The organism is Streptomyces sp. NBC_00057, assembly GCF_045041165.1.
Classification (GTDB): Bacteria; Actinomycetota; Actinomycetes; order Streptomycetales; family Streptomycetaceae; genus Streptomyces.
In genome coordinates this window covers 5,954,914-5,968,128 of sequence record NZ_CP108256.1, presented here as the reverse complement: position 1 = coordinate 5,968,128, position 13,215 = coordinate 5,954,914, and the positions used below count along the sequence as shown (strand labels likewise).

At 64.6% G+C, this 13,215-nt stretch carries 5 protein-coding genes; 2 read left to right on the top strand and 3 right to left on the bottom strand.

Annotated features, from left to right (window positions below; translation table 11 throughout):
* Positions 1–5 precede the first annotated feature (5 nt).
* The 3 genes from OG953_RS28105 to OG953_RS28095 all read right to left on the bottom strand — a co-directional run bounded on the left by OG953_RS28105 (position 6) and on the right by OG953_RS28095 (position 11,850).
* Positions 6–7,040, bottom strand: coding sequence for an RHS repeat-associated core domain-containing protein (locus OG953_RS28105; protein ID WP_405687734.1), 7,035 nt, complete (start codon positions 7,038–7,040; stop codon positions 6–8).
* Between the two features lie 182 nt (positions 7,041–7,222).
* The gene (locus tag OG953_RS28100) at positions 7,223–10,894 is read right to left on the bottom strand and encodes a LamG domain-containing protein (protein WP_405687732.1); all 3,672 of its coding nucleotides are present in this window, start codon (positions 10,892–10,894) and stop codon (positions 7,223–7,225) included.
* Positions 10,895–11,502: 608 nt separating this feature from the next.
* Positions 11,503–11,850 (bottom strand): hypothetical protein, encoded by a 348-nt coding sequence (locus OG953_RS28095; RefSeq protein ID WP_405687731.1) that lies wholly within the window; start codon positions 11,848–11,850, stop codon positions 11,503–11,505.
* A 340-nt stretch (positions 11,851–12,190) separates the two neighbouring features.
* Here OG953_RS28095 and OG953_RS28090 point away from each other — a divergent pair, with 340 nt between their 5' ends.
* Both OG953_RS28090 and OG953_RS28085 read left to right on the top strand, forming a co-directional pair.
* Entirely contained in the window at positions 12,191–12,988 is a 798-nt protein-coding gene (locus OG953_RS28090) for a helix-turn-helix domain-containing protein (protein ID WP_405692109.1), read from the top strand.
* On the top strand, positions 12,981–13,202 hold the full coding sequence (locus tag OG953_RS28085; protein ID WP_405687730.1) for a DUF397 domain-containing protein: 222 nt from the start codon (positions 12,981–12,983) through the stop codon (positions 13,200–13,202). Before OG953_RS28090 ends, OG953_RS28085 begins: the two co-directional genes overlap by 8 nt.
* Positions 13,203–13,215 lie beyond the last annotated feature (13 nt).

Here is a 13,215-nt window from a genome sequence, read left to right as displayed (position 1 = left end):
TTTTACTAATTACCAATAAATGGCGGCGGGGTTACAAACTCAACGCCGTCAAAATAGGTAATTGTCAGTCTTGAATTTGTGGGAAGCATGTCTGGCAAGGTCACCTTGCACGTGGAGCAGATGAAGTGCCCGTCAAGGTAGAGATGGGCCTCCGTAGCGCTATCTTTAATCATTCTTGCTACCGCCTGGGGCTCCACATGGGAACGATAATTCGATTGCGCTCCAGATGGAGGAACGTAGTCAGGTGCAGCATTTTTGAACCCGGATGCCAATGGGATCGAATCTCTACTGCTTCCAAGAAATAGCGCACCTGCCATCCTGCCCTCTTCGATGCCCTGAAAGCTCACCCTTCCATCAATGGCTGCGCTAACTCCCAGAGCTGGATCTCCAGTGCCACAGTTATGCGCCAGCACTGACACGACACCAGCAAGCACATAATAGGCGTGGATGTCCTGGATGGTGAGGTCGTGGGTGCGTTGGCGCTTGGTGTAGTGGCTGAGCGCGGTGATCTGGACGTGCGTTCCTGCGCTTGTCCTGAGCCACTGTCCGACTTGGAGGTCGCCGGCGCGGATCCATTGTTTGAGTTCGGGTACCCAGAAGGGGTGGGTGTCGGTGGCTACGATGCTGGAGAGCGTGTCGCCTGTGGTGATGGTGATTTCAGTGAACTCTTTGTCATCTTCCGTCGTAATAGTGGAGATGACTTTCTTTTTGACGCTCTTGCCCGTCGCAACGTCGGTTGTTGTTACGGTGTCGCCGACTTCCACGTCCTCGATTGCTTTGTGGCTGCCGTCAGCGAGCAGAACTCCAGTTCCGGGAAGAAAGCTGTGGCATCCCCCCATCACCTTCTCGAGGATCTTCCCGGCGATGGCAGTGGTCACCACAGCGCTGGCGGCTCCCCACAGGGCACCGTCGATCATGTCTGAGACTTCGCCGGCGGTGCTGTGGTCTGCGTCCTCGGACAGGGCGTTGTTTACCGCAGCGCCTGCGGCACCTGCGATCGCACCGCATCCTGCGGTCACGGCGAGGCTGGCGCCACCGGTTGCCGGTGCGCTGCCTATGGACGAGAGATAGCAGGCGCCCCCAGTGACGATTTCAGTGGCCGCCACAACGATCTCTTTGTGGTCCTGCGCCCAGTCTTTGGTGTCTTCCCAGGCGTTCGACCATCCGCATTTGGACCAGAAGCCGCAATGCTTCCCGCTGCCACCGGAACCGCCTCCGCCGGCCGTACCGCTGCTGGCGGTTCCGGAGGTGTCGTCAATGCCGTCGTACTTTTCTGGATTCCTCTTCTTGTCCTTCTTGACGGAATCCTGAACGGAATCGACACCACCACAGCCGATTTCAGGCATGCACACCCCGAGCCCGGAGGGATCACTGACCGTGACCGGAGTGTTGTTGGCGTAGGCGTACCCATTGAGCGACTGGTGCTGGTCAACCGAAAGGAGTGGGTCGACGCTGATGAATTGGCCGATTCCGGGGTCGTATTCGCGGGCGCCGATGTGGGTGAGGCCTGTGGTGTTGTCGGCGGGCTTGCCGAGGAAGGCCTTGTCGTCGGGCCAGGTGGTGGGTTTCGTTCCGCGGGTGGAGCCGAAGGGGGTGGTGTAGCGCTTGGTGACGGCCCAGGTGGTGGGTTCGAGGACCAGGGCGGCGGTGCCGTGGGGGTCTGAGCAGAGGAAGTTGAGCTTGGTGCCGCTGATACCGCTGGTGGCGGTGCGTACGGCGATGGTCTGGCCGGCGGCGGTGTAGTAGCGGGTACCGGACAGGGCCTTCGTCGTGCCCTTGGTGGTGAGGCGGACTTCCGTGCCACCGAGGTAGAGCACGGTGTCGCCGTCTCCGACCGCGCGCCGGATCAGAAGTTCGCCGGAGGCGTCGTACAGGTAGTTGGTTTCCAGCTTCGGCTTGCTGTCGGCTGCGGGTTCGCTGGTGGAGACGAGTTTGCCCTCGGAGTTCCAGACCAGGGTCTGCTGGGCCTGGGTGCCTGGCCGGCTCGTGGTGTTGCCGGTTGCGTCGTAGTCGTAGGTGCTGGTCTTGGGGCCGGTGGTTGTGGTCAGCGGGTGGGGCTGGCCTCTGGTGGTGCCGTACGCGTAGTTGGTTGTGGTGTCTCCCGAGGCGGCGTGCTGCTTCTCGGTCTTGCGCTGGCCCGGCGTGTTGTACGCGTAGCTGGTCCAGTAGGGGGCTGCGCCGTCGATGTTGGCGGTGGTGCGTCCGCTGGTGGCGCAGTCTTCGGTCTTGGGGGTCCAGGCTTCGGTCAGGCGGCGGTTGCCGTCGTAGGTGAAGCACTGGTAGTCCGCCTTCGTGGTGCCGCCCTGGGTGCTGGCGTCGAAGATGGAGGTGACGTTGCCTGCGTCGTCCTGGGTGAATTTCAGTTCTTGCGGCATGTAGCCGTGGACGTCGTCGGTGACGTAGGAGCGGGTCAGACGGCGGGTGCCGTCCTCGTAGTCGTAGTTGAGGTAGGCCTTCTTCGCCGAGGAGGTGGAGTCGGTGCCGAGGGTGAGCTGGCGCAGGTCTCCTTGCGGGGAATAGGCGGCTGTTTGGAGGTAGGCGGTGGTGCCCTGAGCGGCGGTCTGCTGGCCGAGGGCGTTGTACTTGTTGGAGACGGTCTCGGCCGCAAGGCCCGCGACGGCGGGCTGGGATGCCTGCTTGATGGTGCCGTCGATGTTGTAGCCGGTGGTGAAGGACAGTGTCTTGGGGACGCCGGCGTCGACCAGTGGCTCCTTGTCCTTGTCGGGCAGGATGAGCTGGCTGCCGGTGACCTGGTAGAGGTTGTCGTAGGCGGTGACCTTGGTGGTGTACGCCTTGCCGGTCAGGCCGCCGTCATAGCGGGTGGCCGTGTCCTGCTGGCCCTTGGCCAGGTCGTCGAAGGCCCAGGAGGCGAGCTGGGTGGCGTCGGACTTGGTCCCGTCCCACAGACCGGTCTGGCGGCCGAGGTTGTCGTACTCGGAGATGAGGGTCTTGCCGCGGGAGTCGCTGGTGCTGGTCACCTGGTCGAGCGCGTTGTAGTGGGTGTGTGAGGTGCCCTTGTCCGGGTCGGTGGCGCTGTCCTGGCGTCCGAAGAGGTCGTACGTGTATGACCACTTGGTCTGGTCGGGCCCGGTGACGATCTTCTGCTGGCCGGCCGGGGTGTATTCGTAGCCCGTGGTGGTGTAGTCGCTGCCGGTCGCCTGTGGTCCTGCGTACTCGCGGCGCTCTGTCGTCTGTCCCAGTGTGTTGGTGGTGACCATCGTGGCCTGTCCGCCTGCTGGGGCGCTGTTGGACACGGTGTCACCGGTGTAGTCGGTCTTGGTCTTGAAGCGTTCGACACCCCGGACCTTGGTCACCGACAAGGTGGCACGCCCGGCACCGTCGTAGGTGGTGTCGCTTTCCATGGGTGCCTGGCTGCCCTCGGTTCCCACCAGTTTCCCGGACGGGACTGTCTTGTCCGCCCAGATATCCGCCAGGCTGGTGACGGAGAGTCCTCGCTCGTCGTACAGGGTCTCGGCGACGATGGTCCCGCCGTTGGGCGAGGGGGTCTGCGTCTGCCGGGGCCGCAGCAGGGAGTCGTAGATCTCGTAGGCGGTGTTGTAGCCGGAACCGTCGCCTTTGAGTGAGCCGGTCGACACCCACGGTGTGTCCGTGGCCGTGATGCTGTAGTTGTAGACGTAGTTCGGGGTGGCGTTCAGGATCTTGAGTCGGTTGGGCAGCCACACTTTGGTGACCCGGCCCAGCGAGTCGTACTCGGACTCGGTGATCTTGTCGTTGGGGTCGGTGACCTTGGTGGCGGCGCCGGTCGCGAAGTCCACCGTTGTGGTTGTGGTGTAGCCCTTGATGTTGGTGCTCGTGCTGGAAGTCAGAGGGCCGATCTTGCCGGACGGAATGTATGCCGCGGTTGTGACGAGTGCGTCGTTGGTGTCCTTGACGGTGAGTGGCCGGCCGAGGATGTCGTACGTCGTGGTAACGAGCTTCTGGAAGACCGGCGCGTCATCGGGACCGTAGGACTTGGCCCGGCCCGTCCACTGGACTTCACCCTTGGTGGGCTTCTGTGTCGCACTCCAGGTAGTGGTGTCGTACGCGGTGGCGATGTCGGAGATGACGTCGCCGGGACTGGTGGAGTCTGCGGGCAGGTCCAGCGCGGAGTCCGCGGTGGAGCAGGGCTTGGTGACCGTGCGGGTGCGGGCTGCCAGGGAGTTGATGGCCAGGGTGTCGTTGCGGGCGTACCAGGTGCGGGTGCACTTCTCGTCACCCGTGATGGCGTCGTCGCCCTTGTCCTCGACGGTTTCGGGCATGCCGTAGTCGTCGAAGGTGGTGACGGTGGAACGGACCCGGTCCTTGGGCGTGCCGCTGCTGGTGATATTGGTGCGGGTGTGGGTGGCGGCGGTGCGCACGTAGTACGCCTCGGTGTCCGCGTACGACTTGTGCTGTGTGGCCGTTCTCTTCGACCACGGGTCGCTGATGGTGCCGCCGACCTCGTTGGCACCGTTGTAGGTAACTGTTTCGCGGGTGAATCCCGCGTACGGTTCGGAGTCAGTGATCTCCGCGGCCTTGATGCCGGTGACCTTGACGGTCTTCCGTTTGTCCGGGTCGAGGGTTTTCCCGTCGTCCTTGAGGACGCGGTCGCCGTTCATACCGCGCATGTAGATGGTGACTGTCTTCGACTGGGGCTTGCCGGGAACGCCGGTGAGGTGGGTGACCTGACCAAAGCCGCGCCAGATGGACCAGGTGCGTTCCTTCTCCTTGGTCATCGGGTCGTCGTTGTAGTGCCAGGCACCGCCACCGTCGTAGCTGTAGGTGTTCTCTACGGCTTCGGAGCCGCCGTGGGGGTCTGTGGTGGAAACTGAGGAGACCGGGTATTTCTGGAACCAGTCCAGGATCGGTGTCTTCTCCCCGTTCGGGGACCAGAACACCGGGTAGCAGCGTCCGGTGTTCTGGTCCGGGCGAGGCAGCGTGTCCCTGGACGTGCAGCCGGCGTCCATGTAGGTGACGATGGTCTGTGCTCCGGCCTCGGACGTGACCGTCTTCAGGCGCGGCTTTTCCAGGGACAGGATGTCGTCGGTGGGTGAGTCGACACGGTTGGGGTGGGACTCAGGGGTGAAGACGACCGGGTCCAGGGCCAGGTCGGTGCCGCGCTTGCCGGTGTGCTTGATCTCGTCCAGCCATAGGGACTGGTCCGTCGAGTCACCCGTGTCACCGGGGTCGACGTAGTGCTGCTTCAGTGTCCAGTTGTCCACGGCGGAGAAGCCGGGGGTGGCCGCTGCGGCGTCCCAGGCGTAGGTGGTGATACCGGTCATCCGCTTGCGGGAGAAGAAGGTCGGACTGACGTTGCCGGTGCACTTGCCGCCGTCCTTGCAGACGGCGTCGAACGGAACGTCCGGCCAGTTGTCCCGGGTGTCCTCGGTCAGGGAGTCGCAGCCGGTGCCGGATGCGTCGCAGCGTTCGTCGTAGGTGAAAGTCACCTTGTTCGAGGCGGGCTGGGTGGCGAAGAGGCCGTCGGCTCGCTGTCCGTAGCGGATTTCGTTCAGGTATCCGCCGCGGGTGTAGGAGGTGCCGGTGTTGTCGTCGCCGAGCTGGTCGTAGTTGTTGGTCTCAGCCGTGTACCAGTAGGACATGGCGTTCTTGTGGGTGTCCTCGACATAGTCGAGGTTCCACCGCCATGCCTGCTTCTTGGCCCGGCCGGAGAAGCTGGTGCCGTCCGCATAGCCGGGCTCGCCGGAGTCGTCGCCGAAGACCGGCACTGTCCATACCGAGTCGGTGCGGTCAGCAGTGCCTGCACCATCCAGCTTGTTGAGACCGAAGACGTACTTCGTACCGTCCCCCGTGGTGACCGTCCAGTACTCGCCCTTGCCGTCGACGCCCGCGTCGCCGTCGTCGCCGTTCTCGGCACCGGTGGAATGCGTGACAGTGGAGGCGTCGTCGTTCTTCAGCCGCCACTTTCCTGACGTGTCGTCCTTGACCAGCTCACTGGACTTGCCGTTGAGGACGAGCGACGCGTTGTCGTACTTCCAGCACAGATCAAACTTGTCCGGCTGACCGTCGTCGTCACAGACGCCGTATTTGCGCTCGACATACGACGAGGTGATATCGAAACCGGTACCGATCGTGGTGCCCTGGTTATTGGAGTTCGCGGTCTGACCGTCCACCGCACCGGAGTCGTAGGAGATCGACAGATCAGGCGCCGGCCCCGCCGCCGCGGGCGGCGTGCGCAAGGGATACGACCAGGTGAACGTACCGGAAGAGCCTCCTGCCTCCCAGGTCGAGGAAGCATCCAGCGGGGTCGCCTTGTAGTCGCCGCCGCCTGACTTGGTGCCCGCAGCCAGCGCCACGACCATCGTGCGTCCTTGGGCCTTGGCCGCAGGCCCGGCAGTAGGTTCCGTACCGAAGGTCAGCTGTGTATCGATGCGGTTGTGCTTACGGTGGTTGGTGAACTCAAGGGGTGCACGGGTACGGCAGGCGGACTTTGTCGGACTGCTCAGTGCGCAGGCCGGGAGGCGCAAGGCCTGTAGTCGACCGGCCCAGTCTCCTCCGTAGGCGGAGGCGAACTTGTCGTAATCGATACCGAGTCGGACGCTGCCACCGGTGGCAGGACCGGTTACGGACAGGACAATGCCCTTGACGCCCAGTTTCGCTGCCTGTTTCTGGTCAAGGACCTTGACCTCGACCGAGTCGGCCGACTTGGGTTGCTTCTTCCCCTTGGCCTGGTGGGGACGGTTCAGAGTGAGCGGGAGCGCACCGGGCGACGCCTTCGCCGGCCCCGACGCCGGCAGGGTCATTGCGGCTCGCCCGGATGTCGGCCAGGTGACGACCTTCTCGCGGTCCTTCTTGGCCCGTGCGACGGCAACTCGGCCTTCGGCAGCCGACTTCTTCACCGCCGCCGCGGCCTTGTTGTTCACTTTCGCGGTGAACGGCGACACCTTGTCGGGGTGCAGCTCCACTTGCGGTTTACCCAGCGGATCAGCATGCGCTGCGAACGCGACCGGCGACAGCAGTCCCGGTATGAGAGTGAAGCCGGCAAGCGCCGCGATCCGCCGTGTCCAGGCTGCGCCGCCTGGTCCGCTTCTGCGCGCACGCATAGCTGATCCGAACCCGTTCATCTGGTTTCCGCTCCCCGCATGGGCCACCTCGGGCGGCCGGCGTTCTTGCCCCGCGGCCAGTGCCGAGGGGGACGTTTGGTGGGCAACGCAATGAATCTGAAAGCCTGCGCAACAGGGCGGCCAGGTGGCGGCTCGACCGGTGCCGCCACCTGACTCGCCAGTCAGCCTGCGCCCGATCCGGGCTGTACTTGGGAGCTGACCTGATCCGCCGTCATAGCGCCTGTCCAGACCCGCAGGCCCTCAAGGCTGCCGGCCAGGTAGTTGCCAGTGGTTCCGCCCTTGGCACCACGGCCCATGGCCAGTTCGCCACTACCGGGCTGGGCCGCTGTAAAGCCTGAACTCGCATCGGACGGTTGATCAAAGCCACCGACGTACAGGTGCAGCTTTCCGTAGCGGGACACTGTCTTGGACGGATCGGAGGTGTCGTCCCAGACTTCCTGGGCGTCGAAAACTCCGGTCACCTGGACCCACGTGTCGGTCTCTGCGAGATCCCCGCCCGGAACCTCTGCACTCTGGATGACTTTGCCGTCCGAGCCGAGGGCGGTCCGGGTGAACTTCCACTGATACGTACCGGCTGCGGGCTTGGTGATCCACAGCGCCCAGGCTGATTCATTGCCCGTGCGCTGGCCGGCCACCTGTCCGGTGTAGCCCACCGGCTTCGCCGCCAGTGCCTCGGAATCCACCTCCACCGATGCCGAGACCGTGAAGGACCCGCTCTCGTCGACCACCGGGCCGGTCATGGAGGCGTAGCCGGTGGTTCCGTTGAGTACCACCGCACTCTGGTCTGCGTTCGGAGCGGCACCTCCCGCCAGCTTCATCGATGCCACGGGGTAGGCCGTGGTCTCGGGTATCACCGTGGCCGTGGCACCAGCGGCATCCCACTGGGCCACGAGCTCGTTGGTCGGCATGTCGTCCACAGCGGCCTGCGCCTCCTTGGCGATCTCGTCGCCGGTGAGGGGGCGCTGCCACACGGCTACCTCGTCCAGGAGACCGAAGAAGTTCTCGCCGTACTTGCCGCTGACCTTTGAACGTCCCATCTGCAGGCCTTCGTTGGCGGTCCAGGGCTCGTAGTTCGGTGCACTCTTGATCAGCACGACGGGTTGTCCCTGCGGGCGTCCGTTCACGAACAGCTGGATGGTGTCGTTGCTCTTGTCTGCGTCGCCCTTGGTGTCGAAGACGCCAGTCAGGTGTGTCCATACGTTCAGCGGTGGGTTCACCTGGTCGGCAACGGAGCGGACGAACGTGTGAACCGCCTGATCCCTGTCCGTACGATTGAAGATCCACTGCTTGCCGCTGGAGGAGTAGTACAGAGCGAACGCACTGCCGTTCGTGCCGGGCTCGGTCAGCACCACCCGGGTCGCCGACGGGTTCGACAACTGCACCCATGCAGAGACCGTGAACGAGTCCTTCGTGTTCACCGCGGCGGTGGCGGTGGCCGCGTAGCCAACCTGCTTTGCCGGATCCGTGGTGTCGTCATTGAGACGCAGCGAATAGTCCAGATCACCGCGGCGTGCACGCGTCGACCAACCCGTACCATCTGCACCGAAAAACGTCGCATCGTGACGGGCACCGGCCTCAGTGGCCGTGTCCTTGGCGGTCATAATGCCTGAACCGGGAGCCCCGTCATCCAGGTGCCATCGGCCGACCGGGCCGCTTGCCGGTGAGACCTTGAACGTGAATTCCGCCGGTGTTCCCCACCTCGTCCGGCCGGAGGAGTCGAGCTTGAGGTCGCTGGCCTCGACCGACAGCACCTGGGTACCAGTCAGTGACGGAGTGACGTCATTGACGGTCACGGTGGATCCACTGACCTGTTTGGTGTCCTGGGCCGAGGTCGTCAACAGACGCCACCGGTAGGCCTTGACATCGGTGTCCGCGGCGTTGGGTGCGAAGGTGAAACTGCCCGGTACTCCGGGGCCGCCCTTGCCCTCACACAACGTCACCGTGCATGCAGTGTATGGGGCGCCCGCCGTAATGGTCGGGGTCTTCGGCGCAGTCGAGTCAATTTTGAAGTAGCACCACGACGAGTACGGGGAGAACAGATCACCCGAAGCACCGTCATATGACCAGTGGGACTGAGTGCGCGCCTTGAGGCGATACAGGCCACCATCCGCACGATTGGACGTGCGCAGGCTCTGCAGTGTCTCATCCGGTACCCAGCCACTGGCCGGGCGATAGTCGGACCAGACCTGATGCCATGCGGCGTCGTCACCCCGCTCGACAATGTACTCAGCCTGCAGCGATCCCTCCTCATCCCCCAGGTGAGCTTCGACCTTCGTCTGAACGCGTGCCTGGACCATCGGGTCAACACGGGTCACCATCAACGGGTCCGTCGACGACGTCCTGCAGTACGAAGTGCTGCCGTTACCCGGAACGACTCCCACATTGGTCGGGACGCCCGGCTGATGGGCGTAGTTGACCTTGAGCTCGGCATTGTCGTCGAACCGCTTCCAAGACCGCGCGTCATTCTCGTCCTTGGCCTTCAGCATGAAGGTCAGGCGTTTGATCTTCCCATCGGCGAACGAGCGCACCGTGGACTTGAGGTTCTCATCCGGCTCAGTGGGATTGTCGTTGAACTCGACCCAGTGGTCGGGCTGCGACGGGTCGCAGTTGTCACCGCGGCCGTAGGACACGTTCCGGTCGCCCATCAGATCCAGAATCTTCGGTCCTGGCCAGCGGGTACCTTCGGACATATTGTCGGTCCGCACCAGATCCACCCAGTGCGCGTCGCAGTTGAACGACCACGTTTCAAATGCTCGGAAGGTTGCATCCAGAATGTACTTGCCCGCGAGCTGGCTCGGCGAGAGTTCGTACAGCATCCGGTTCTTGTATCCGTTGCCGCAGTAGTAGCCGTCCGCGTTCCCGCACAGCCCGACCCCGTACTCCCCCTTGAACTGCCACCATCGGTCGCCGTCCGACGAGATCACCGACCGCTCGGACACCCCGAGCCCGACCGACGGGTCGATGCGCACGGGATACACCGTCCCCGCACCCCGCAGCAGGTCCAGATCCGGCGTCACCGAGACAGCCTCACCCTCGACCCTCACCGGAAGCACCGCTGTGGCATCGCCTGTCCCCGGCTGCGTGGAATCGCCCTCACCGGCTGGATCCTGCGGATCATCCGCCGCCACTGCGCGGGTCTGCTGGGCCGCAGGCGCCTGGTCACCAGCAGAATCCCACATCTGACCAGCCGGACCCTTGAAGACCGTGTTGCCGTTCTCGTCGACCGCGCGCAGGCCTCCGCCGGCTCCCGGCACAACCTGCAAGCCATCACCGGAAACCGACAGCGTCACCTGCTCCAGCTCTGAACTAGCAGCAGCCTCAGCCGACTTGACGACCAAAACCTCGTGATAGCCCTCGGCCGTCGCCGTCAACTCCAGGTCGACACCCGCCATGACATTCGCATACGTGGCAGTCGCACCGTTAATGGTCGGCTCCGGCAGCACACCGGGCCAGCCCAAAGACACCGAGCCCTGCTTACCGCCCAGACGAATCATGTCCTTCCCGCCGCCGCCGGCGAACGCCAGATCCACCACAGCGGCCTTCGGTCCCACAGAACCGTCGGAACGGTGCACCAACGTCGTGTCCACGCCCTGCCACGAACCGTCACTTGCCCGCACACGCCGCGGTGCCGTCGACTGGGTCAGCGTGAACGAGCCGTCGGGATTCGCCTCGGTCGTCGCATACTCGGTACGCGCCGCGGTGATCTCGACCGGCTCCCCGGTCTCTGCGGCCTGCGCCAGCGCAGTCTGCTCCGTAACCAAGTCACCGGCGTTGGCAGTCGCCTTGGCCACAGCACCGGCACCGGCTGCATAGGCAGGAGCCGCCCCGGCCATGAGCGCAAGGCCAAGCAGTGGGCCCAACACCCGCCCAGCCCTCCGTCTGCTGACAGACAAAACTCTCCCCCACCCCGGCACAGGGCCTCCCCAGACCCGTCACGTTCATGACCTTCTAGTGAAGGCCGCTCACGGACGGTAGGCGCAGGCAGATTTGATCGTCAAGGAATTACATGGCACATGAATGAACATGTAAAAACCTGGCCCCGTGACAACTGGGGCATACAAGCGCAGGACGCGCCAATCATTCGAGATACCGAGGAGCCGACCCTCGGTCGCGGCGTGACGGGGGTGGTTTCGGGCTTCGGTCATGTCAGTCCACCGCCCCATCGTCGGCCAGGGCCTCGGCGGGCAGGCTTGCCGGGCGTACGACAGCCGTCCCCGGTTCCAGTGGAGGATCACGGCGTGGGCGGCGGCGCGGCGCGGTCCACGCACCGCGTCACCGGCGCGGATCGGTGCTCACGGTCGACTCCCCCGGTGACACCGTCATGTGCGGCCGGGCCCGCTCGCCGATTTCGTCACCGCGGATCTTCCATGGGCTTCGCAGCCGCCTCCGGCCCAGGACGCGAGGGGCATCACCGGGCCGGACATGGTGGATTCAGGGTGGTTCAGGACTCCGAAGGGTACGGGCCGACGTCCGGGGCGCCGGGACCCTGGCCTGAGGTCCGGAGACGAAGGCCCCGGCTCTCGGCGACGCGGCACACATCGCGCAGCGCCTCGCTCATGCGGGCCACAACATAGCGGAGCTGCACCGACGTGACCTCGGAATCGCCGAGCATGTCGTCGACATGGTCGAGGAGTTCGGCGGCCATGCCGAGCTGCACGCTCTCGACGTTGTCGGCGACGCGGGAGACGTATCCGGTCCCGTCACCGATGACGTAACACGGGTTGCCGTGCACGCCGGACCACGGAAGCAGACGTACCGAATCGGAGCCCGGGGTGTTCGGGGCGATCACGCGGTCACCTCGGCACCATGAATCGGGCGAGGCGTGATGCCGATGCCCGGCGTGGGGTGTACGCCTGCGGGAGGCGCGGCGCGATACGAGTCCATGGGCCGGTGGCACCCCTGGGCGGGCCACAGAAACCGCAGCAGCGACTCAAAAGCATCGGCGATACAGTGCAGCACGTCGTCAACTCCATTGAGCTAGATGGCCGTTCTCCGGACCGTGTGACGGCGGCGGCCGACGTCCGGGCGAGCCACCGCTGTGTAGCGATCCACTCACAGAGTGAGACGGTGCGGACTAGGCTCGCCAGGGGGTTCTAGGTGACAGGCCCTTTGGCGCACGGGAGTTGACCATGAGTAATACCTATGGCGATTGGTTGAAGGCGCAGCGGGAAGCGGCCGGACTGACGCAGCAGGAGCTGGCCGACGCGGCGATCATGACGCGGTCGCACATCTCACACATCGAGGCGGGGCGCCGCATCCCGTCGGAGGAGGACGCCCGGCGCCTGGACAAAGCCCTCAGCACGGGGAACGTACTGAGCAGTTTCCTGCCGGGCAAGAATGACGGCACGATCGCCGACTTCTTCGAGCCCGCGCGCCAGCTCGAACAGCAGGCCACGATGATCAGGGAGTTCGCTCTGAACTTCGTGCCCGGCATCCTTCAGACGGAGAGGTACGCTCGCGCGGTGCTCGGCCCGGCGTTCCCGCCCAAGAGCGACGAAGAGCGTGACAAGCACGTCGTCACACGCCTGGAACGAGCCAAGATCCTGAATGATCCGGTGACGCCCGTAGTTTGGGCGTTGCTTGATGAGGCGGTGCTGCATCGCCCCGTAGGCGGGCCGGACGTCATGGCAGAGCAGCTCATGCACATCGTCCGGCTGTCCGAGACCGAGCGGATCCGTGTGCACGTGCTGCCCTTCGCGCTGGGCTTTCACCCGCTCATGGAGAGCATGCTCACCCTGATGTGGTTCGAGGACCAACCGCCCGTGGCGTACAGCGAGGCCCTACGCATGGGGAAGGTGCATGACTCTCCGTCCGTGGTGAGGCAGTTGCAGAGCCGCTACGATCTCGCTTTGAGCGACGCCCTGCCGCTGAAGGAGTCACAAGCCCTGCTAAGGGCGACAGTGAAGGAATACGCACACCATGACTGACCGCACCGTCCTGGACGCATCGACGCTCAGCGGCTGGCGCAAGTCGTCGCACAGCGGAAGCGAATCCGGCAGCTGCGTCGAGGTGTTGGACGGCCACCCCTCCGGCGTCCCCGTCCGCGACTCCAAGGCCCCGCACGGCCCCGCCCTCGTCTTCCCGGCAGCCGGCTGGTCAGCCTTCGTCGCCGCGGTCAAGGACGACAACTTCCCCGCCTGAACGTCCCGTCCCC